Origin of the sequence: Nonomuraea sp. NPDC049504 (assembly GCF_040676845.1) — a bacterium.
In the GTDB taxonomy this organism is placed as follows: domain Bacteria; phylum Actinomycetota; class Actinomycetes; order Streptosporangiales; family Streptosporangiaceae; genus Nonomuraea; species Nonomuraea salmonea.
The window spans coordinates 33,342-55,834 of record NZ_JBFAPT010000028.1 but is presented as its reverse complement, the minus strand read 5'-3'; the positions used below and the strand labels follow the sequence as shown (position 1 = coordinate 55,834).

Here is a 22,493-nt window from a genome sequence, read left to right as displayed (position 1 = left end):
CCATGCGAAGATCACGCCTGCTCACCGCCCTGGCCGCGGCCCTGTCAGGACTGCTGCTGCTGTCGTCGTCACCGCCCGTCGCGCACGCGCTCGCGGACCCGTTCAAGGTGCTGCTGTTCACCGAGACGGCGGGCGGCGCCTACCGGCACGACTCCATCTCCGCCGGCGTCGCGATGTTCCAGCAGCTGGCGGCCGACAACGACTTCAAGCTCGACCACAGCGAGGACTCCTCCGTCTTCACCAGCGCGGCGATGAGCACCTACGACGCGGTGATCATGTTCCAGACCAACGGCATGGTGTGGGACAACGACGCCCAGCGCCAGGCCTTCCAGTCGTACGTACGCGGCGGGCGCGGCGTCGTGGCGATCCACAACGCCACCGACATGAACATCGAGGCGCAGTTCCCCTGGTGGGACGAGGTCGTCCTGGCCGGCGCCCACATGACCGCGCACTCGTCGATCGTGCAGGGCACCGCCAAGGTGGCCGACCAGGTCCACCCCGCCACCCAGGGCTTACCCGACCGGTGGACCCGCACCGAGGAGTGGTACAACTTCGACACGAACATGCGGGGCTCGGTCCACGTGCTGGTGACCGCCGACGAGACCACCTATGACGCCGGGTCGAGCAGAATGGGCGCCGACCACCCGATCTCCTGGTGCCACCAGCCGGAGGGCGGCCGGGTGTTCGCCACCGCGATGGGCCACCAGGCGTCCTCCTACAGCGAGCCGCTGTTCCGGCAGCACCTGCTGGGCGCCGTGCAGTGGGCGGCCGGCGCGGCGCCGGGCGACTGCGGCGGCACCGTCGAGGCCCGCTACCAGAAGGTCACCCTCGACGGCGCGCCCGACCAGCCCATGGAGCTGGACGTGGCCGCCGACGGCGACGTCTTCTACATCTCGCGCTCCGGCAAGGTGAACCTCATCCCCGCCAACGGCGGCGGCACGCGCGTCATCGGCACCCTGCCGGTCTACGACGGCGGCGAGGACGGCGGCATCGGGCTGGCGCTCGACCCGGACTTCGCCGACAACGGCTGGATCTACCTCAACTACTCGCCCGCGAGCGGCGGCGAGGTGAACCGGGTGTCGCGCTTCACCTTCAACGGCACCGCCCTCGACCCGGCCAGCGAGAAGAAGATCATCGAGATTCCGGCGTACCGGAACGTCGACGAGCCCGGCCACACCGGCGGCTACCTCGCCTTCGGACCGGACGGCGACCTCTACATCGGCCCCGGCGACGACACCAACCCCAACGGCTCCAGCGGCTACGCCCCGATCGACGAGCGGCAGGGCAGGGAGCACTACGACGCCCAGCGCTCCTCGGCCAACACCGACGACCTGCGCGGCAAGATCCTGCGCATCCACCCCGAGGCCGACGGCACCTACACGATCCCGTCCGGCAACCTGTTCCCGCCCGGCACCGCGAGGACCCGGCCGGAGATCTACGCGATGGGCTTCCGCAACCCGTTCCGCTTCTCGGTCGACAAGGAGACCGGCTGGATCTCGGTGGGCGACTACGGCCCCGACGCGGGCGCCGCGAACTCCGCCCGCGGCCCCGAGGGCACCGTCGAGTGGAACCTGATCAAAGAGCCCGGCTTCTACGGCTGGCCGTACTGCGTCGGCCCCAACCTGGCGTACCGCGACTACAACTTCGCCACCGGCGCCTCGGGCCCGGCGTTCAACTGCTCGGCGCCCGTCAACAACTCGCCCAACAACACCGGCCTGACCAACCTCCCGGCCGCCAAGCCCGCGACCCTGTGGTACGACTACCACGCCTCGGAGGAGTTCCCCGAGATCGACTGCTGCGGCGGCGCCGCCCCGATGGGCGGCCCCATCTACCGCTACGACGCGGCCTCCGGCTCCGAGCGGAAGTTCCCCGCCTACTACGACGGGACGCCGTTCTTCTACGAGTGGAGCCGCAACTTCGTCAAGGAACTCCGCCTCGACTCCTCGGGAAACCTCCTGAAGATCAGCCCCTTCGTGGCGCAGATCGCGCCACGCGCGCCGATCGACATGAAGTTCGGCCCCGACGGCGCCCTCTACATGGCCGACTGGGGCAACGGCTTCGGCCACGCGAACACCGACGACAGCATCTACCGCATCGACTACGTGGCGGGAAACCGCGCGCCCCTGGCCAAGGCGAGCGCCAGCCCCGACTCGGGCACCGCGCCGCTCACCGTCGCGTTCTCCTCGGCCGGCTCGTCCGACCCCGACGGCGACGCCATCACCTTCGCCTGGGACTTCGGTGACGGCGCGACCTCCGCCGCCGCCAACCCTTCGCACACCTACACCGCCAACGGCACCTACACCGCCAGGCTCACCGTCCGCGACACGGGCGGCAGGACCGGCAGCGTCACGGTGCCCGTCGTCGTCGGCAACACCCGTCCCGAGGTGGCCTTCTCGGCGCCGCCCGACGGCGGGTTCATCGACTTCGGCGACGAGGTGGACTACACGGTCGTCGCCACCGACGCCGAGGACGGCGCCGCCGACTGTGACGAGGTCACCGTGACCACCGCGCTCGGCCACGACCAGCACGCCCACGACACCGGCCAGTACACCGGGTGCACGGGGACGGTCACGACCACGGCCTCCGGCCACGACGAGACCGCGAACGTCTACTACGCCCTGTCCGCCGAGTACACCGACTCCGGCGGCCTGAAGGGCACCGCCGGCCTCACCCTGCAACCGAAGCACAAGCAGGCCGAGCACTTCACCGGCTCGTCCGGGGTCCGCGTCGTCGAGCAGTCCGGCGCCGAGGGCGGCAGGCGCATCGGCGACATCTCCAACGGCGACTGGATCTCCTTCACCCCGGTCAACCTGTCCGGCATCGACACGGTGACCTTCCGCGTCTCGGCGCCGTCCGCCACCGGAGCCTCCATCGAGCTGCGCGCCGGCTCGCCGACAGGACCCCTCGTCGCCACCAGGACCGTGCCGGCGACCGGTGGCTGGGACACCTACGTGTCGCTGCCCGCGGTGTCCGTCACCGACCCGGGCGGCACGCGCAACCTGCACGTCGTCTTCAGGGCGCCGTCCGCGAACGCGTTCGACCTGGACTCCATCACCTTCAACGGCCAGGGTGTCGGCACGGGGGACGGCACGCCCTCGGACACGGGCACGCTGCGCGGCGTCGAATCCGGCCGCTGCCTGGACGCCGGCGACGGTCAGGTGCAGCTCTGGGACTGCAACGGCCAGGCGAACCAGCAGTGGACCGCCACCGGCGCGGGCGAGCTGCGGGTGCACGGCGACCGGTGCCTGGACGTCAACGGCGGCGGCACCGCCGACGGCACCGCGGTCATCACCTGGAGCTGCAACGGCCAGAACAACCAGAAGTGGCGTCTGAACGCCGACGGTACCATCACCGCCGTAGGCGCGAACAAGTGCCTGGACGTGCCCGGCCACGCCACGGCGAACGGCACCAAGCTCACCATCTGGCCCTGCAACGGCGGCGCCAACCAGCGCTGGACCCGTAACGGGTGATCAGCGGCGCGGCGACGAGCGCGCTCATCAGCGCAGTCCAGGCGATGAGCGCCTCGTCGGCGGTGCAGCCGGGCACCAGGGACGGCGTCACGTTCGGCGGCCGCCCCCTTCGGCCCGGCCCGGCGAGCCGGGGCGCCCTGTTACAGGTACTTGTCCTTGGCCCTGCACGTCATGAGCGCGTCCAGCGACAGGCCGCCGCTCAGCAAGCCCTGGACGTAGCCGCAGCCCGCGATGTAGCTGCCCCGCCTGGCGATCGCGCCGAAGACCGCTCCGGAGTACAGCTGCCGGCCGGTCTTGTTGGTGATGCGGGGCTGGACCGAGCATCTGACGGCGTTGTAGCAGGTCTTCGTGGCGCGCCGGTTCGCCAAGGGGTACTCCTGGCGCGTCACGTCCGCCGAGACGACGATGTGGCTCTGCGTCCGGTCGCAGACGATGACGTACGACGCGACGACGGCGGAGCCGCTCGTGTAGATGGAGGAGACGTTGCCGCGGCAGTTGTCGCGGTTCGCCGCGTGGGCCGGCAGCGCTCCGACGATCGTCGAGCTCACTGCCACCGCTGCCACAAGGGCCGTCTTCATCAGCTTGTTCATGAGGAAAACTCTCGCGATCGCGTCAGGACCGGAACTCGAACGAGCCGCGCAGGATGGTGCCGCGCCCGCTCCAGTAGCTCTCGTACGAGGCCTTGAACGTGACGCCGTCGAAGCCGGTGAGCAGCCCGCAGACGGCGCCTGGGTGCTTGACGTTGTCGTCCCTGATGACGACGGGCGAGCCGATCGTGCCGGGACGGGTGAGCGTCACCTCCACCCAGGCCGTGCCGGTGACGTTGTCCGCGAGGACGCACAGCTCGTTGGTGGCGTCGTTGTAGCGGATGATCCCGTCACCGACGTCGCGCTTGAAGCTCTCCGCGTGGGCCGGTGCGGCCAGGGCGAGGCTCGCCACCGCGGCGGCGACGCCGACGGTGACCTTCTTCAGCAGATGCATATGTCTTCTCCTTCGACGGCCGGAGATCGGCTCTCCCGGCCGAGGCTCATCGGGCGTGATCGTCGCACGCGCCGGCAGCAGCGTGGAATACGCAGGGAATACGCCCGATCACCCGGAGAAACTGGGGTTGGGCACGGTTCGCCCGGAGGATAGAGTCTTGCCCCGAGATCACTGCCGGGACTGAGGAGGGCGATGGCCGTCACGCCCCTGTCCCTGCCTGAGCCGCCCGCGAAGGCACCCGAGTTCGGACGCGACGCGCTGATCGCCTGCGAGAGCCTGGTGCGCATCTACCAGACCGGCTCGGTCGAGGTGCAGGCGCTGCAGGGGCTCGACCTGGTCGTGGACGCCGGCGAGATGGTGGCCGTCGTCGGCGCGTCCGGGTCGGGGAAGTCGACGCTGCTGTCCATCCTGGCCGGCGTGGACGCGCCCACCGCAGGGCGCGTGCGGGTCGACCGGTGGAACCTGCTGGACATGTCGCGCGCCGACCGCGTCCGCTACCGGCGGCACACCGTGGGCTTCGTGCGCCAGCAGACCGCCGCCAACCTCATCCCGTACCTGACCGCGCGCCAGATGGTCGACCTGCCGATGACGGCCGCCCGCACCCCCGCCCGCGTCCGCCGCGAACGCGCCGCCGAACTGCTCGGCCTGCTCGGCGTCGCCGACTGCGCCGACCGGCGGCCCGGCCAGATGTCCGGCGGGCAGCAGATGCGGGTCGCCATCGCGGTCGCCCTCGCCAACGAGCCCAAGGTGCTGCTGGCCGACGAGCCGACGGGGGAGCTGGACAGCGCCACGTCGGCGGCCGTGTTCGCGCTGCTGCGGGAGGTCAACCGGCGGCTGGGCGTCACCGTCGTCATCGTCACCCACGACCCCGCGGTCAGCGGGCAGGTCGAGCGGACGGTGGCCATCCGCGACGGGCGGACGAGCAGCGAGGTCCTGCGGCGTACCGCCACCGACGACGACGGCGCCCAGCAGGTGATCGCCGAGGAGTACGCGGTGATGGACCGGGCGGGACGGGTGCAGGTGCCGCGCGACTACCGGGAGGCGCTGGCGCTGACCCGGCGGGTCCGGCTGGTGCTCGAGTCGGATCACGTGGCGATCCGTCCCGACGGCGGCGGGCCCGCATGAGCGGCGGGCCGCTGGTCAGCGTGCGCGGCGTGCACCGCCGCTTCGGCAGCGGCGCGACCGCCGTGCAGGCGCTGCGGGACGTGACGTTCGACCTCGCGCCCGGCACCATGACCGCCCTGGTCGGGCGGTCGGGCTCCGGCAAGACCACACTCCTGAACGTCATCGGCGGGCTGGATCGCCCCGACGCCGGTACGGTCCACGTCGACGGCACCGACGTCACCGCCCTCGACGAGGACGGCCTGGCGCTGCTGCGGCGGGAGAAGGTCTCGTACGTCTTCCAGACCTTCGGCCTGATCCCGGTGCTGTCGGCCGCCGAGAACGTGGGCGCCCCGCTGCGGCTCGCCCGCGTCTCCCCGGCGGAACGCGAGCGGCGGGTCGCGCTGCTGCTCGACCTGGTCGGGCTGGCCGACCACGCCGAGCAACTGCCCGGCGAGCTGTCCGGCGGGCAGCAGCAGCGGGTGGCGATCGCCCGCGCCCTGGCCGCCTCACCCCGCCTGCTCATCGCCGACGAGCCCACCGGCCAGCTCGACGCCGAGACCGGCCTGTCGGTGATGGCGTTGCTGCGCGGGGTGGTGGAGTCGGAGGGCGTGACCGCCCTGGTCTCCACCCACGACCCGACGATGCTCGCCCTCGCCGACCGGGTGATCCACATCAACGACGGCCACCTCGACGATGATCTCGACGCGCGCTCCTCGCCTGACGGGAATCGGCGGGCGTCCTCCGATGGGCGGGGCGATTCGTGAGTGGTGAGGGCCGCACGTGCTGAGGCTGGTCGCGCGGCGGGCCCGTGCGCAGTGGCCGATGCTGGCCGCGCTCCTGGCCGTGGCCGTGGTCGGCACGACGCTGCTGGGCGTGTGCGCGCTCCTGCTCACCCGTACCGCCGAACAGGCCCGTGAGACCGCCGCCGCGCGCGCCACCGCCGACCAGATCGACGTCACCGCCTACACCGTCACCGTACGCGGCGAGCACGCGAGATCCGTCGCCGACGACACCCGCGCCGCGCTGACCTCGGCCCTCACCCCCTTCCAGGCGACGACGGCCGCCCGCACGTCGTCGGTGATGCGATGGCTGCCCGGCACGGGGACGCAGGCGGTCGCGTACCTGTCGGCGGTGGAGGACCTGCGGTCCCGCGCCCAGCCGGTGACGGGACGCCTGCCGCGCGCGGGCGCCACGCCGGTGGAGGCCGTCGTCCTGGAGAGCACCGCGCGGCGGCTCGGCCTGGCCGTCGGCAGCCGGGTCAGCCTCGGCAGGGAGCTTGCCGACGACCCCGACGAGGGGATCGAGGTCAGCGTGGTCGGCGTCGTCCGCCCGCTGCCCGGCGCCGGCTGGGAGCGCGACCCGCTCGCCGCCGCCGGCTACGACCTCGCCTACCGCGACGGCCGCTCGGCGCAGCCGGTGCACGCGTACGGGCCGTTCCTGGCCGACCTCCACGACCTGCTCGCCGGCGGCTCCACCCTCGACCGGCTGGAGATCACCGCCCACCCCGACCTGTCCGCCCCCGACGTCCGTGACCTCGACACCGTCATCCAGACCGTGCTCGCCGCCGACCGCAGGCTGGGGCAGACGCTCGGCGACCGGGTACGCATCCAGCGCGTCGCCTCCCAACTGCCCGCGACCCTGCTGTCCGCCCACGACCAGCAGCGGGTCACCACGGCCGCCGTGCTCGCCGTCGCCGCCATCGGGCTCGTCCTGACCGCGACCGCCCTCGCCCTCGCCGGCCGGCTCAGCGCGGGCGTGCGCGGCGAGGAGACCACGCTGCTGTCCGCGCTCGGCGTCGGCCGCGGGCAACTCGCCGGGGCGGCGGTCGCCGAGGCGGGCGCGCTCGCCGTGCTCGCCACCGCGGTCGCGATCCCGGCCTCCTCCGCGCTGCACGCCACGCTGACCCGGCTGGCCCCCATGTCAGGGGCCGGGCTCGCCACGCCGTTCGGGGTGAACGCCGCCCAGGTGCTGTCCGTCGCCGGTGGCGCGCTGGCGCTGGCGGCGGTGCTCGTCGTGCCGTCCCTGCGCACCCCCGCGACGGCGCTGCGCCGGCGGCGGGAGCTGCTCGCCAGGTCAGGCGCCGACGTGCTGCTCGTGGCGCTCGCCGCCGTCGGCTGGTGGCAGTTGCGCGACCAGCCGGCCGGTTCTGGCTCGCCCATCGACGCCGTACGGGTGCTCGCCCCCGCGCTGCTGCTCATCGCCGGATCCGCGCTGGCGTTGCGTCTGGTGTGGCCCGCCCTGCGCGTCGTGGAACGGCTGGCCCGCCGGGCTCGCGGGCTGCTGGTGCCGCTGGCCGCGTTCGAGGCCGCTCGCAGGCCGCAGGCGGTCGCGGCCGGGCTGCTGGTCGGGCTGGGGTGCGCGGCGGCCACGTACGGGATCGGGTTCGACGCCACCTGGCAGCGCTCCCAGCAGGACCAGGCCGACCTGGCCGTCGGCACCGACCTCGCGCTCGCGCTCACCGCCCCGCCCGCCGTCGGCCAGGGCCCGGCGGTCGGCACGGCCACCGGGGGAGAGGTGAGCCCGGCCACCGACCGCGGCATCGCCGTCGGCCAGTGGCTCGGCGGCGCCGGCGACCCGCCCAGGCTGGTCGCCGTGGACGCCACCCGCGCCGATGCGCTGCTGCGCGGCCGGCTGAACGACGGCCGCTCCTGGAGCGCCGTCGGCGCCGCCCTCGCACCGCCGTCACGGGTGGCGGGCATCGCCGTCCCGGCCGGAGCCGCGCTCTCCCTGACCGGGAACGCCACCGGCACGACCCCGCTCACCACGACGCCCCGGCTGCTGCTCCAGGACCCGACCGGCCTGCGCACCCCCTGCACGGGACCGCCCATCCCGCTCGACGGCAAGCCGCACCCGCTGCCGGACTGCGCGAGCGGCGATGGGCTCCGGCTGGTCGCGGTGTCGCTGCCGTTCGAGATCGACACCGGGAACGTCGGCACCGGCCACACCCTCTACGGGACCTCCGCGGCGGACAGCCGCGTCGCCGTGACCCTCACCGTGGCGGGCTCCGACGCCTCGCAAGGACCGTGGACCGCGACCTCGGCCGGCCCGATCCCCAGGCAACTCGCCAACCCTGCCGTGACCGCCAAGGGCTCCGAGCTGCGGATGACCACCACCGTCTCGCTCCAGGGCCCGCCCGACGCCGCCAGCCTGGTCGCCACCGCCTTCCCCGCCCCAGGGCCGGTGCCGGTCGCCGTCTCGGCCCGGTTCGCCGGGGAGGTGGGCGCGCGTCCCGGGTCCCGGCTCGACCTCACCGTCGGCCTCACCCCCGTACCGGTCCGTGTGGCCGACGTGCTCCCCGCCGTGCCGTCCGCCCCGGGCGCCGCCGCCGTGCTGGCCGACTTCGACGCCCTCACCCGAGCCCTGGCCGTGCGCGGCGACTTCGACGCGCCCGTGGACGCCTGGTGGGTCGGCCACCCCACCGCCGACGCCCCCGGCGCCACCACGCGCGCGTCCGAGACCGCCCGGCTCACCGGCGGACCGCTCCGGGCGGGCCTGCCGGCCGTGCTCCGGCTGCTCGTCCCGGCCGCGCTCCTGCTGATGCTCGCCGGGATCATCCTGCACGTGACGTTCGACCTGCGGGCCCGCGCGGTCGAGGTGGCGCGGCTGCGCGGGCTGGGGCTGACGCGGCGCGAGATCCGCAGGGTGCTGCTCGCCCAGCACATCGGGATTCTGCTGCCCCTGCTCGCCGCGGGCGCGGCGGTCGGCGCCCTCGCCACCCACCTCGTCGCCCCCCTCCAGATCCGCTCCGACACCGGCGCGGCCCCCGTCCCCGAAGTCCTGCCCGTCTGGCCCTGGGTCGCCGAGTCCACCCTGCTCGCCGGGCTGCTGGCCGCCTGCGTCCTGGCGGTCGGCATGGTGGTCGCCATCCAGGCCCGTCGCGCCGACGCCGCCCACCTGCGGGTGGCGTCATGAAGCTCCACGGGCCCGGCATCGTCGGCACGCACGCGTGGTGGGTGGCGTCATGAGACTCCCGGGACCGCACTGGCCCAGCATCGCCGGCCGCGCACGCGCGGATGCCGGGCCGTTGCTGCTGGCCGCCCTTGTGGTGGCCGTGGTCACGGTGCTGGCCGCCGCGATCCCGCCGCTGCTGAGCGCGACCGCGGATGCCGCCGTACGGGACGCCGTCCGCAGGGACGGCGGCGACCTCCAGGTCCACTCCCGGATGGAGGACGACGGCGGGCCGAGCGCCAGCCGCATCCGGCACCCGCGCCTCGCCGAGAGCGTGGACGACTTCCGCGCCAGGGCCACCGAGGAACTCGGGCCCGGCCTGCGCGCGGCCGTGCACCCACCCGTCGCCACTGTCATCAGCCCCACCCTCAAGATCACCGACGGCAGCGTGCTGCGCACGTTCCAGCTCGCCTACCTCTCCCGCGAGGGCGGCCCCGCCGTCACCTGGATCACGGGCGGCCCGCCCGAGCCCACCGGCTCAGAGACGGCGTCCGTCCCTTACGGCGCGCCGCCGTGGCCGGTGCAGGTGGGCCTGTCGGAGGCGGACGCCGCCGCTCTCCAGCTCCGGCCCGGCGCCGAGATCCCGCTCGCCGACGACCAGGGGAACGTCAAGAAGGTCCAGGTCAGCGGCATCTTCCGGCCGTCGGACAGCGCCGACCCCGCCTGGCGGCTGGCCCCCGCCCTGCTGAAGCCGGTGGCCGGGGCGGACGGCAGGGGAAGCACCCGCTTCGCCGGGCTGCTGTCCCGCGAATCCCTGCCCGACGCCCGACTCGCCTTCGGACCTGACGAGCTGCGGCGCACCGCCTGGTTCACCCCCGACCGGGCCCGCCTCTCCTGGGACGTCGTGCCGCCGGTCGCCGCCAAGGTGGTCGCGCTCAAGGCGGCCTCCGGGTCCTCCGGCGCGCGGGACGGCTCGCTGAAGTGGGAGACCCGGCTCGACGGGGTGCTGCGGGACGTGAGCGCGCAGGTCGAGGCCGCGTTCGCGCAGGCGTCCCTGCTGCTCGTCACCTTGCTCACCGTCGCCGCCCTGGTCCTGCTCCTCGCCGCCGACCTCCTGGTACGCCGCCGCGCCCGCCCCCTCGCCGCCGCCCGCCAGCGCGGGATGTCCCTCCCGGTGATCGGCGGCGAACTGCTGCTGGAATCGGCCGTGACGGCGCTGCTCGCCGCGGCGGTGGGACTCACCTTGGCCGCGGTCATCACGCCTGGGGTCGCCCTGTCCGGGGCCGGCGCGCCAGGCCCTGGAGCGGCCGGAGCAGTCGCGCCGGGAGCCGGCCTGATCGAGGCCGGGGCATCCGGGGTTTCCTGGGAGTGGATCGCGCCGGTGGTGATCGTCGCCGTCGTCGCTGGACCGGTGTTCGGCACGCTCACCGCCGCCCGCGCCACCCGCGACCGCCGCGTCCCCGCCAACCGGAGCGCACGGCGGTGGATGCGCGACACCGCACGGCTACGGCGGGCCGCCGCGGAGCTCGGGGTGCTGCTGGCCGCGATCGGCGCCGCCGTCGCCCTGCACCAGCGCGGGACCGGCGGGGGAGTGCTGCCCGCGAGCGCCCCCGCCCTGTGCGCGCTCGCCGGCGCGCTCATGCTGGCACGGGCCCTGCCCTTCGGCACCCGCGTCGCGCTCAAGCGGCTGCTGCGCTCCCGCCGCCCGCTGGCGGTGTTCGGAGCCGCCCGGGCAGCGGCGACCTCGACTCGCGTCCTCCCGCTGGCGACCCTCGTCACCGCCGCAGCCCTCACCACGTACACCCTCACCCTCGCAGCCGCCCTCGGCTCGGACCCCTCGAACGCGCTCACCCTCGCCCCCGCGCCCACCCTCGGTGCCGCGGTCGAAGGCGGTCCCGCGGCGGGGCCGCTGGCCGCGGGGCTGTTGCGGCTGGCCTGGGTGGTGGGCGTGACGCTGCCGGTCCTGGGGCTGCTGGGGCTCGCGCTGGGTGCGGCGGCCAGTGCGCCGGAACGGTGGCAGACGCTCACCCGGCTGCGGACCCTCGGGTTGCGGTCCCGAGATACCCGATGGGTTGCGGCGGGGGAGCTGCTGCCCCCTGCGATGCTCGCCGCCGTCGGAGGCCCGTTGCTCGGGGTGCTGCTGGCCCACCTGACGTTCGGGTCGCTCTCCCTGCACCTCCTCACCGGTGCCGGCCCGGCCCCGGCACCCCCGTGGTGGGGCGTCGGCGCGGTGGCGGTGGCGTTCGTGGTGGCCGTCGCCGTCGTGGTGCCCGTCGAGGCGGCGGTGCGGCGCCGTCGGCGGCTGAGTGAGGTGCTGCGCGCGGGCGACGGCTGAGCGATCTCCGAGCCGGGTGCAACCTTTCGTCCCGTGGGTGGCGTTCTGAACGGGCGAGAGGAGATCACATTGGACCGTCACGACGGCTTCCGTGAGTTCGTGCTCGTCCGTCAGCAAGCGCTGATGCGGACCGCGTACCTGCTCACGGGAGACGCCCACCTGGCCGAGGACCTGCTGCAGAGCGTCCTCGCCAAGGTCGTGGGCAAATGGGGCAAGCTGGCCAGGGGCGGCAATCCTGAGGCGTACATCCGCAAGTCGCTGGTCAACCAGTACACGTCCTGGAGGCGCCGGCCGCGTCGTGAGCTGCCGAGCGCCGAGGTGCCCCAGGGCGGGGTCTCCCACGACGACGCCACGCTCGACCGCATCGTGCTGCGCCAGGCGCTGGCCCGGCTCGGGCCCAAGCAGCGCGCGGTGATCGTGCTGCGCTTCTGGGAGGACATGACCGAGGCGCAGGCGGCCGAGGTGCTCGGCTGCTCGATCGGCAACGTCAAGAGCCAGACCCACCGCGCCCTGGCCCGCCTGCGGGAGATCGCGCCCGAGCTGGCGCACCTGCTGTCCGACCCCGAGATCGAGGAGGTCATCCGATGACGCGGCTGCACCGGGCGCTGGACGACATCGCCGCAGAAGCACCCTTGGTGGACCTGGCCGAGGCGGCCATCGCCCGCCACCGGCGCAGGCGGATCGTCGCGGCGTCGCTGTCCGCGGTCGCGGTCGCCGCGATCGTGGGCGCCGGCGGCGTGGTCATGACGACGCCCTGGCAGGTGAACGCCGTGCCCGCCGTGCGGGTCTCGCCGGGCGTGGAACAGGCCGACGTGGTGTCCGACCTGCCCGAAGCGCCGGTGGGGACGCTCAGCCACGCGTACGAGACGAGGTGCGAGCAGCCGCCCTGCGGTGACGAGGAGTGGCGGGTGGTGACGGCCGAAGGAGCGACCTACCGCCTGCCGCGAGCCCTCACCCGCACCACCGGCAAGGCGCACGCGCCCATCGCGATCAGCAGGAACGGCCGCATGCTGGCCTACTACAGCCGTGACGCGCAGGCCCACGTGGTGCGCGACCTGGAGACCGGAGCCGAGACGGTCTCGCCGGTCAAGGTGCCGGAGAGGAAGATCCCGCTCGGCGCCATGCTGCTGGTGTCGGACGACGGCCGCTACCTGGTCTTCGACGACCCTGAGGAGTTCGACAAGTACACCGGCGTGCTCATCGACATGCGAGCAGACGAGCCCACGATGCTGCCGCGCGGCTTCCAGCCGGTCGCCATCAAGGACGGAGTGCTGGAGCTGGTCCGCCACGTCAAGACCGATCTGTGGCTGATGCCCGTGACCGGCGGCGGCGAGCCGGTGCGCTTCGACGGCACGTTCGTCTCGTTCAGCGAGGTCGCGCCGGACGGCCGCACGGTGGTGGCGCTCGACATGACCGGTTCCCCGAGGAAGGAACCGGTGCTCACCGTCCTCGACGCCAAGACCGGTGAGACCGTACGGCAGCTGCCCACGACCGACGTGCCCGGCAGCCCTACGCCCACCGTGTGGCTCAGCGACACGGAGGTCATGGTCCGGGATCACGCCAAGGGCAGGAACGCCTACGCGCTGGACGTCACGACCGGCAAGGCCCGCCTGCTGGCCGAGTACGGCGACGTCGTCCGCCTGACCCTCCCCGGTCAGGCGATCAGCCGTTGACCGGATTGTCAGGCCAGCCCTGACGCTATAGACTCGCGTCAGGATCACCCTGACAAAGGAGGGCCTATGAGCCCCGCTGTTCCCCTGCCCACCTGCTCCTTCTGCGGGAAGGAGGCCGCCGAGGTCAAGAAGATCATCGCCGGCCCCGGCATCTACATCTGCGACGAATGCGTCGCCGCCTGCAACCAGATCCTGGCCGCCGACGTCGGCCCCGCCCAGCCGGAGCTCCCGGAATGGGCGAACATGTCCGACGAGGAGATCCTGCGCGCCCTGCCCAGGATCGACCGCGTCGGCACCCAGGTCGACGTCAGCCTCCGCCGCCGCGTCGCCGAGCTCCGGGATCGCGGCGTGAGCTGGGCCAGGATCGGTGCGGCACTCGGCGTCACCCGCCAGTCGGCCTGGGAACGCTTCGCCGGCGAGGAGAAGCGCCCCCAGGACGACCAGCAGGACGACCAGCAGGACGACCAGCAGGCCGACGGCGCCTGACACGTCCCCGTGCATCACCGAGGCCGGGCGCCCGGCCTCGGTACAGGGGGCTGGTAAGGTGCAGGGCATGTCAGCCGCTTCGTGCTCGGCCGCCTGCGCGGCAGTAACCAGGACGTCCCGCTAGCGGCGGGGCGTTCACGTCACACAAACCCTTCGCGAACGTCCGGTCGCTCCGTGATCCGTCCCGAGCGGCACCTTCGTGCTGCTCGGATTCACCTTCGAGCACCGGAGCGCTTGATGCTTTCCGCACCCGGGCACGGCCCGGCTTCCTCTTCCCCCACGCGCGCATGGCTGGTGTTGTGCGCGATGTCCATGCTGCAGTTCCTCCTCGCGGTCGACGTGACCGTGGTCAACATCGCCCTCCCGTCGATCGGCGCGGACCTCGGCGCCGGCGGGCACGCTCTGACCTGGGTCGTGGTCGGCTACACGATCGCCGGCGGCGGGCTGCTGATGCTCGGCGGCCGGCTGGCCGACCTGCTGGGCCGCCGCCGCGTGCTGCTGTCCGGCACCGTCCTGTTCGGCGCGGCGTCCCTGCTGGCGGGGCTCGCCCCGTCGTTCCCCGTCCTCGTGCTGGCGCGGCTGCTGCAGGGCGCCGGTGAGGCCGTCGCGCTGCCGGCCGCGATGGCGACCGTCGTCCTGCTGTTCCCCGAGGGGCCGCGCAGGTCACGGGCGCTCAGCGTGTGGGCGGCCGTCGCGAGCTGCGGGCTGGTGCTCGGGTTCGTGCTGTCGGGGGTCATCACCGCGCACCTGGGGTGGCGGTGGACGTTCCTGATCTCGGTGCCGGTCATCCTGGTCGTGATCGTGGCGGCACTGCTCCTCGTCGAATCCGACCGGCCGGTGACCCGCCCCGGCCCCCTGGACCTGCCGGGGGCGCTGCTGCTGACGGCGTGCCCGCTGCTGTTCGTCTATGGCGTGGTGCAGGCCGGTGAGCCGGGCGCGAGCCCGTGGGTGAGCGTGGTGGCGCTGGCCGGCGCGGCCCTGGCCGGTGCCGCGTTCGTACGGGTCGAGGCCCGCTCCCCGCATCCGCTCGTACCGCTGAGCTTCTTCGCCCACCGCGCCAGGGTCACCGCGAACATCGCCACGACGCTGCTCAGCGGCGCGCTGTCCACGTCGTTCCTGCTGTTCACCTTCTACCTGCAGGACGTCCGCGGCGTCGGCCCGCTGGAGGCCGGGCTCACGATGCTGTCCATGGGCGTCGCCATGGTCGTGGCCTCCCTGCTCGTCCCGCGACTGCTCGGCAGGTGGGGAGCGCGCGTGTGCGTCCTGGCGGGCCTCGGCTGCACCGCGGGCGCGATGGCCCTGATCGCCCTGGTCGCCGTCCTCGGCGCCGGGGCGCCGTGGCTGATCGCGGCGATGGTGCTGATCGCCGCCGGGATGGGCTTCGGGCTCATCGGGCTGCAGTACCTCGCGGTCAGCGGCGCGACCGACGAGGACGCCGGGATCGCCTCAGGGATCCAGCGCGGCGTGGACCAGCTCGGCGGCGCCGCCGGAGTGACGGTCTACGTGGGGATCGGCTTCGCCCCCGCCCTGCACTCGGCGAACCCGTTCGTGACCGCCGCCGGCCTCTCGGTCATCGGGCTCATCGCCGCCGCCCTGGTCATCCGGCGGCTGCCCCAGCACGTGCTCAACTGAGGGACGAGTCGTCGCAGCTCTTCGCCCGCGCCCACGCCGCCTCGAAGTCCTCCCGGCGGATCTCCATCTCCACCAGCTCGGGATCGAAGAGATCGACGACCGGCGGGTTGAACGCCCAGTCGTCCTGATCGCTTCGGAAGGCGGCTCCGTCGTCGCGCTGCTCCACCTGGCGGAGCCGCCGGCCGTCGGAGCCGACCTCCATCAGATAGTTCGCCGCTGGCACGCCGTCCTCGCCGTCCCAGCGGCGCCGCAGATAGACCACGTCCCGGCCCGCGAACGCCCCGAAGCCGGGCCGGGCACGCTGGGCGTCCCGCTTCGCCCGCAACTCGTCGAGCCGGCCGGGCAGCGCGGGGGAGTCGATGTCGACCTCCGGCACGTTTCCGTCCGGAGCCTGGGCATCATGGGCCACCTCGACCTCCGCGAACGTCTCCACGATCTCCCTGGCCGACCGGGCCCGCATCCACCACCACATCGCGCCCATGCCGTAGTCGTGCAGAACGAGGAACCGCCTCTTCCGTGCGAGATGCCGGATGTCACCCAGGCTGACCACCGCGCGGTTATGATAGCGGTCGTCCTCGCGCAGCGTGGTGATGCTGCCGGACGCCACCGGGAAGGCCGCGTAACCGGCCGCCTCGATCGGCATCCTGATCCATGACGTCACGACGAACGTCAGCGAGCCGCCGTGCGTGACGACGACCTGGTGCTCGCAGGAACGCTGCACGATCTCGTCCATGGCCGCGTACACGCGCTGCGCCAGCATCGCCTTCGTCTCGGCGCCGGCCACGCCCTCGTCGTGACGCAGCCGTTCACCGGCCGCGGGCGGCGGGATGAAGCGCTGGTCCAGCCACTCCTGCGGCCTGCCGCCCGCCTCCCCGTAGGACTTCTCCCTGAGCCTGGGATCCAGAACGGCCCGCACACCGAACAAGCCGGCGATCTCGTCGGCCGTCTGCCGGGTGCGCAGCAGATCCGAGGAGAACAGCTCCACCTCGGCGTCGTCCGGGATGCGGGCGCGTAACGCCTCGGCGATCGAGGCCGCCGCGTCGAGCCCGGCCGGTGTCAGCCGCGAGTCGTGCCAGCCGCCGACGACCTTCTCGACGTGGTGTGTCGCCTCCGGATGGGTGACGACGTACAGGGTGCGCATGGGGGGCCTTCCTGGCTCGATTTGCAGCTGACGTTGACGTCAGGTTTTAGCGTAAGCGGACATCGACCCACTGATCACAGTGAAAGGCAGTACGTCATGCGCGCAGTTCGTTATCACCAGTACGGCGGTGTGGAGACCCTGGTGGTCGAGCAGGCGCCGGACCCGCACCCCGGGCCTGGCGAGGTCCGCATCCGGGTCGCGGCGGCCGGCGTCAACCCCGTGGACTGGAAGGTGCGTTCCGGGGCGGTGCGCGAGGTGCTCCCCGTGGACCTGCCCGCCGTTCCCGGGCGTGACGCCGCCGGCGTGGTGGACGAGATCGGCGAGGGCGTGGAGGGGGTGAGCATCGGCGACCGGGTCTTCGGGCTGGGCGGCGTGACCGGCGCGACGGCGGAGCTGGCCGTGCTGTCGGCCTGGGCCCACGCGCCCGAGACGTGGACCGACGAGCAGGCCGCCGGCGCCGGGCTGGCGGCCGTGACCGCGATGAACGGCCTGAACGCGCTCGGCCCCGTGAAGGGCCGCACCCTCCTCATCGAGGGCGCGGCAGGAGGCGTGGGCAGCGCCGCCGTCGAGATCGCCGTGGCGTGGGGCGCCACCGTCATCGGGACCGCCGGCGAGCGCAACCACGCGTTCCTCACCTCGCTCGGAGCCGTCCCCACCACGTACGGCGCCGGCCTCGCGGACCGCCTCGCCACCCTGGCCCCGAACGGGATCGACATCGTGCTCGACACCGCCGCCTCCGGCTCGCTGCCCGACCTCATCGCGATCGCGGGCGACCCCGAGCGCGTCTCGACGGTCGCCGACCACGCCAACGCCCAGCGCCTCGGCGTGCACATGGCCAACGCGGCCAACGACCCCGCGCTCCTCGCCGAAGCGAGCGACCTCGGCCGGCAGGGCCGCTACACCCCGCGCATCGAGCGGACGTACCCGATCGACGAGATCGCGGACGCGCACACCTACGCCGAGCGCGGCCACGTGCGCGGCAAGATCGTGATCACCGTCTAGGTGCTCTCGAGGACGTCGCGGAGCTGGGCGCGGGCCGTGATGCCCAGCTTGGGGAACACGCGGTAGAGGTGGGAGCCGACCGTGCGCGGTGAGAGGTAGAGCTTGTCGCCGATCTCCCGGTTCGTCAGCCCGCGGGCGGCGAGCCGGACGATCTGCTGTTGCTGCGGGCTCAGCTCGGTGAGAGCGGTGGGCGCCACGGCGCCGGTGGCCTCGATGCCGGCGGCGCGCAGCTCCGCCTCCGCCCGCTCGGCCCAGGGCCGCGCGCCGAGCCGCCGGAACGTCTCCAGCGCTGCCGTCAACAGGGGACGAGCCTCGGCGATGCGCCGCCGCCTCCTGAGCCACTCGCCGTAGTCGAGCCGGGTCTGCGCCCGCTCGAACGGCCACTGCTCGCCCGCGTCGTCCGCCAGCGCGGCCAGGAAGTACGGCTCCGCGTGGTCCGGCTCGGCGAGCAGGGCCCGGCCGCGGTCGAGCAGCGCGCGGACGCGTACCGACAGGCCGGGACGGGAAGCCGCGCGTTCCAGCAGGCCGGCGGCCTCCTCCCGCCGCCCCCTGCGAACGGCGGCCGCGGCGAGTTCGGCCAGGACCGTGAAGGAGACGTGGTAGTGCACGGGCTCGCCGTCGTCGGTGAAGGCGGAGCGGAACTGGGCGTACGCGGTCTCGTAGTCGCCCTCGGCCACCGCCGCGAACCCCAGGGCCCGGCGCGCGGACACGGCGATCGACCGGCTCTCCAGCGGATCGACCAGGGCAAGCGCCCGCTCGGCGCCGCGCCGCGCGCCGTCCGCGTCGCCGCGCAGCGCGAGCACCGTCGCGTCGAGCGCGTGGACGCACGCCTCGGCATGGTCGAGCCCGGCCGTCGTGGCCGTCGCCGCGATCTCGGCGGCCACCGTACGGGCCTCGGCCCACCGGCCCTGCTCCAGGTACGCCCAGCCGACGGCGCTGCCCAGCCCGGCCGGCAGCGCGCCGTCGGCCTGCCACCGGTCGTACGCCTCGTCGAAGGTCCTGGCGGCCAGCGCGGTCTGGTCGAGGATCCAGGCCACGATGGCGAGCGCGGTCAGCCGGCCGGGGTCGCCCGCGGCGTCGGCGATGAGCCCTGACAGCGCCGGGACGAACCGGGCACCCGCGCCATGGGGGTCGGAGACGGCCTCCACCCAGACGCGCAGGCCGCTGTCGGGCAGGCCGCTGGCGGGCAGGGCGCTGTGGGGGGAGGCGGCGTCGGGGGAGGCGGCGTCGGGGGAGGCGGCGAGCAGGCGCTCGATCCGCTGCCGCTGCGACTCCTCGCCCGAGTAGTAGCGGACCACCGCCGCCGCGGCCAGCGCGTCCATGGCCCTGGACGGGTGCTCGTCCGCGACGCGGGTCAGCACCGCGAACGCGGCCGCGTGGTTGCTGCGCAGGGCCATGAGCCGCCCGGTGGCCAGCCAGGCGTCGCCGATCAGCGCAGGGTCGTCGCTGTGCCTGGCCACCTCGGCGGTCAGGCGTTCCACCCAGCCGAGCTGGCCGGTGAACACCGCTGTGGCGGCGGCCTCGGCCAGCAGCCCGGCCCGGTCCGCCGGGTGCGGGCTCAGCTCGGCGGCGCGTTCGAGGGCGGCGGCAGCGGCCGCGTAGCCGCCCCGCCGGCGCGCCCGGCCGGCCGTCCGCCGCAGGGCGTCCGACACCTCCGCGTCGGGACGGATGGTCGCGGCGGCGAGGTGCCAGGCCCGGCGGTCGGGCTCCTCGCTCAGCTCCGCCAGCGCGAGGTGCGCCTGCCTGCGCTCGTCGAAGGAGGCCGCGTGGTAGACGGCCGAGCGGACGAGCGGGTGGCGGAAGGTGATGCGGGCGCCGTCCTGGCGGACGAGGCCGGCCTGCTCGGCGGGCGTCCACGCCTTGTCGTCGGCCTCGGGGAGCCCTTTCGAGGCCGTCCGTACGTCCGTCGCGTCGGCGGCGGCGAGCAGCAGCAGGGAGCGGCGGGTCGCCTCAGGCAGAAACTCGATCTGGTCGGCGTAGATCCGCTCCAGCCGTTCGGTGACCGGCAGCGGGCCCTCGACACCTTGTTGCGGGGTCGCGCGGGCGAGCTCGATCAGGGCCAGGGGATTGCCGGCCGCCTCCTGGAGGATGCGCACCCGACGCCGGCCGGTGGGCGGGGCCGGCTGGCGGTCGAGCAGCCGGTTCGCCGCCTCGTCGCTCAGCGGGCCGAGCTCCAGGCGTTCGCCGCCGAAGCCGGGCAGCGGCGCCGCGGAGCGGACGCCCAGCAGCAGCGAGACGGGTTCGGCGTCCAGGCGGCGGGCCACGAAGGACAGCACGTCCAGCGATGCGCGGTCGATCCACTGGGCGTCGTCGACCACGATGAGCAGCGGCGCCAGATTCGAGACCAGGGTGAGGACCGCCGAGCCGACGAGCATGCCATCGTAGGCTCCGTCGTCCAGCCCGAGGACGGCCCTGAGCGCGGAACGCTGCCGTGGCGGCAGGCCGTCCAGCTCGCCCAGCACCGGGCGGAGCAGCTGATGGAGCCCTGCGAACCCCAGGAACGCCTCGGACTCGCTGCCGGCCGCGCGCAACACCCGGCCCGCTCGGCCGGCCGCGACGTCGAGCAGCGCGCTCTTCCCTGCGCCGGGATCGCCCGCGAGCACCAGCACCCGGCCGGACTCCAAACGCCGGAGAATTTCCGCGATTTCGTTTTCCCGGCCCACTGCCGAATGGTCTCCGCGGTGATGCACTGATGCTCCAGGAAATGGGGACGCCGATCTCGAAAACTGTGCGCTACAACACAAAAGCCGCCGGGATTATTCCGGTGTGCAGTCGGATGACGGATACCGGCCGGCGCTCGAAATAACCACGATGGTGAGCTGAAAAGCAACCATCGGAGCACCGGAATGGGCACGACGAACAATTCGCGAATTCGGCTGAGCGCCGCGACGCGCGCCGTCCTCGGCACCGCCGCGACACTGACCGTCCTAACCGCTCTGGGGCAGCCGGACACGTCGCTGCTGGCCGGCGGCTTCACCGTGATGACGAGCGCGCTGGCCGTCGACCGGCTCGGCACCCTGGCGCTCGGAGCGCCGCTCTACCTCGCCGCCCTGGCGGCCGGAGCCGTGGCGGGGCCGTACCCGGTCGCTGCCGCGCTGGTGTTCCTGCCACTGATCTACGCCGCCGTGCACGCCCGCCTTCACGGCCCCATCGGGCACGGCGCGGGCGTCTTCGCCTTCATGGGTTACTTCCTCGCGCAGTTCACCGAGGCGCGCGCGGCCGACGTGCCGCAGTTGAGCGTGGCGGTGGTGGTCGCCTTCTGCGCCGTCCTGTGCACGGGCGTACGCGTCCCGAACCCGGCGGAGCCGTCCCGCGCCGCGAGCCGGCAAGCCCTCCAGGTGACGGCCGCCTCCGCACTGGCCATCGCCGGCGGCCACCTGGTGTCCCCTGACCACTGGTACTGGGCCGTCGTGACCACCTGGGTCGTGTTCATCAACACCGAGAGCACCGGCGAGGTCCTGCGGCAGAGCGTGCGCCGGCTGGTGGGCACCGTCCTCGGGGCGGCGGCCGGTTACGGCCTGGCCACGCTCGCGGCGCCGTACGGCCCGCTGCTCCTCGTCCTGCTGCTGGCCTGCATGTTCGGCATGTTCTTCACCTCGCCGGACGCCTACTGGGCGGTCACGTTCTTCATCACCGGCATGCTCTGCATGCTGCTCGCGCTGCTCGACACGTTCTCGGCGGACGTGCTCGTCCTGCGCGTCCACGAGACCGCGCTCGGCGCCTGCTGCGGCGTCCTCGCCGCGCGACTGCAGTCACGTGACGGATACCGCGACCACGATCGGCCGCCGCACGATGGCTGAGCCCCCCGACATTCACCGGACTGGAGACGCATCAATGGACACCATCACCCTGGGCGACGTCACCCTGACCCGCGTCCAGGAGTACTTCGGCCCCGTCGACATGACACCCGAGGTCTTCTTCCCGGAAAGCTCAGAGGAGGCGTGGCAGACCCACAGCGACTGGCTGGCGCCGGACTTCCTCGACGCGCGGACCCGCATCGTCAACTCGGCCATCCAGACCTGGGTGCTGCGCAGCGAGGGCAAGATCATCCTGGTCGACACCGGCGTCGGCAACCACAAGGACCGCCCGTACGCGCCCGTCTGGAACCGCCTCAACACGAGCTTCCTCGACAATCTCGCCCGCGCCGGAGTCCGTCCCGAGGACGTCGACATCGTCGTCAACACCCACCTGCACATCGACCACGTCGGCTGGAACACCTACCTCGACGGCCGGACCTGGGTGCCCACGTTCCCCAACGCCACCTACCTGATGCCCAAGGCGGACTTCGACTTCTGGAACCCGGCCAACGACCACAAGGCGCGGCTCGGCCGGGGCAACCAGAACGTGTTCGAGGACAGCGTCGCCCCCGTGCACGAGGCGGGCCAGACCCGGCTGTGGGACGGCAGCCACCGCATCGACCGCAACCTGCGCCTCGACCTCGCCCCCGGCCACACGCCCGGCTCGTCGGTGCTGACCCTGGAGTCCGGCTCCGACCGGGCCCTGTTCGTCGGCGACCTGCTGCACAACCCGTTCCAGATCCACGAGCCCGACGTCAACAGCTGCTTCTGCGAGGACCCCGCGGCGGCCGTCGCCACCCGCCGCGAGTTGCTGGGCCGGGCGGCCGACACCAACGCCCTGATCATCCCGGCCCACCTGGGCGGCCATGGCGCCGCCGAGGTGGTCCGCGAGGGGGACAAGTTCGCCGTCAAGGGCTGGGCGCCCTTCGCCCCGTACACCGAGGCCCCGTACACCGAGGCCCCGTACGCCGAGCAGGTCTGAAA

General features: G+C 73.4%; 15 protein-coding genes and 1 pseudogene. 12 read left to right on the top strand and 4 right to left on the bottom strand.

Annotation, left to right across the window (positions count from 1 at the left end; all coding sequences use genetic code 11):
• Positions 1-2: 2 nt before the first annotated feature.
• On the top strand, positions 3-3,470 hold the full coding sequence (locus tag AB0K28_RS40265; protein ID WP_364380742.1) for a ThuA domain-containing protein: 3,468 nt from the start codon (positions 3-5) through the stop codon (positions 3,468-3,470).
• Between the two features lie 140 nt (positions 3,471-3,610).
• Here the strand turns inward: AB0K28_RS40265 and AB0K28_RS40260 are convergent, their stop codons facing one another.
• Positions 3,611-4,060 carry a hypothetical protein gene (locus tag AB0K28_RS40260; RefSeq protein ID WP_364380739.1) on the bottom strand — a complete coding sequence of 150 codons (450 nt, stop codon included), beginning with the start codon at positions 4,058-4,060 and terminating at the stop codon, positions 3,611-3,613.
• A gap of 22 nt (positions 4,061-4,082) precedes the next feature.
• Positions 4,083-4,451 (bottom strand): hypothetical protein, encoded by a 369-nt coding sequence (locus AB0K28_RS40255; protein ID WP_345408941.1) that lies wholly within the window; start codon positions 4,449-4,451, stop codon positions 4,083-4,085.
• A gap of 192 nt (positions 4,452-4,643) precedes the next feature.
• On the opposite strand from AB0K28_RS40255, the gene AB0K28_RS40250 reads away from it, so the two are divergent.
• From AB0K28_RS40250 to AB0K28_RS40215, 8 genes and pseudogenes are all read left to right on the top strand, one after another.
• On the top strand, positions 4,644-5,576 hold the full coding sequence (locus tag AB0K28_RS40250; protein WP_345408939.1) for an ABC transporter ATP-binding protein: 933 nt from the start codon (positions 4,644-4,646) through the stop codon (positions 5,574-5,576).
• Positions 5,573-6,319, top strand: coding sequence for an ABC transporter ATP-binding protein (locus AB0K28_RS40245; protein WP_345408937.1), 747 nt, complete (start codon positions 5,573-5,575; stop codon positions 6,317-6,319). Before AB0K28_RS40250 ends, AB0K28_RS40245 begins: the two co-directional genes overlap by 4 nt.
• A gap of 16 nt (positions 6,320-6,335) precedes the next feature.
• Positions 6,336-9,467: an FtsX-like permease family protein gene (locus AB0K28_RS40240; protein ID WP_364380735.1), complete on the top strand. Its 3,132-nt coding sequence runs from the start codon at positions 6,336-6,338 to the stop codon at positions 9,465-9,467.
• 49 nt (positions 9,468-9,516) lie between these two features.
• Positions 9,517-11,778, top strand: coding sequence for an FtsX-like permease family protein (locus AB0K28_RS40235; RefSeq protein WP_364380732.1), 2,262 nt, complete (start codon positions 9,517-9,519; stop codon positions 11,776-11,778).
• A 69-nt stretch (positions 11,779-11,847) separates the two neighbouring features.
• Positions 11,848-12,366, top strand: a complete 519-nt coding sequence (locus AB0K28_RS40230; RefSeq protein WP_364380729.1) for a SigE family RNA polymerase sigma factor — start codon at positions 11,848-11,850, stop codon at positions 12,364-12,366.
• Entirely contained in the window at positions 12,363-13,451 is a 1,089-nt protein-coding gene (locus tag AB0K28_RS40225; protein ID WP_364380726.1) for a hypothetical protein, read from the top strand. The genes AB0K28_RS40230 and AB0K28_RS40225 overlap by 4 nt, the downstream gene beginning before the upstream one ends.
• 66 nt (positions 13,452-13,517) lie before the next feature.
• Positions 13,518-13,658 (top strand): annotated as a pseudogene (locus tag AB0K28_RS40220) (ClpX C4-type zinc finger protein); the annotation flags it as partial.
• Between the two features lie 585 nt (positions 13,659-14,243).
• Positions 14,244-15,569, top strand: coding sequence for an MFS transporter (locus tag AB0K28_RS40215; RefSeq protein WP_364380723.1), 1,326 nt, complete (start codon positions 14,244-14,246; stop codon positions 15,567-15,569).
• On the opposite strand, the gene AB0K28_RS40210 is transcribed toward AB0K28_RS40215, so the two are convergent.
• A complete protein-coding gene (locus AB0K28_RS40210; RefSeq protein ID WP_345408916.1) occupies positions 15,562-16,710 on the bottom strand; it encodes a histidine phosphatase family protein in 1,149 nt (382 codons plus the stop codon). The genes AB0K28_RS40215 and AB0K28_RS40210 overlap by 8 nt on opposite strands.
• Before the next feature lie 96 nt (positions 16,711-16,806).
• Between AB0K28_RS40210 and AB0K28_RS40205 the strand changes: the two genes are divergently transcribed.
• Positions 16,807-17,712: an NADP-dependent oxidoreductase gene (locus AB0K28_RS40205; RefSeq protein ID WP_345408914.1), complete on the top strand. Its 906-nt coding sequence runs from the start codon at positions 16,807-16,809 to the stop codon at positions 17,710-17,712.
• Here AB0K28_RS40205 and AB0K28_RS40200 read toward each other — a convergent pair.
• Positions 17,709-20,402 (bottom strand): AAA family ATPase, encoded by a 2,694-nt coding sequence (locus AB0K28_RS40200; RefSeq protein WP_364380720.1) that lies wholly within the window; start codon positions 20,400-20,402, stop codon positions 17,709-17,711. The two genes, AB0K28_RS40205 and AB0K28_RS40200, sit on opposite strands and share 4 nt — an antisense overlap.
• Positions 20,403-20,558: 156 nt before the next feature.
• Here AB0K28_RS40200 and AB0K28_RS40195 point away from each other — a divergent pair, with 156 nt between their 5' ends.
• Both AB0K28_RS40195 and AB0K28_RS40190 read left to right on the top strand, forming a co-directional pair.
• Positions 20,559-21,512: an FUSC family protein gene (locus AB0K28_RS40195; RefSeq protein ID WP_345408910.1), complete on the top strand. Its 954-nt coding sequence runs from the start codon at positions 20,559-20,561 to the stop codon at positions 21,510-21,512.
• A 34-nt stretch (positions 21,513-21,546) separates the two neighbouring features.
• Positions 21,547-22,491, top strand: a complete 945-nt coding sequence (locus AB0K28_RS40190) for an MBL fold metallo-hydrolase (RefSeq protein ID WP_364380717.1) — start codon at positions 21,547-21,549, stop codon at positions 22,489-22,491.
• Positions 22,492-22,493: the final 2 nt, after the last annotated feature.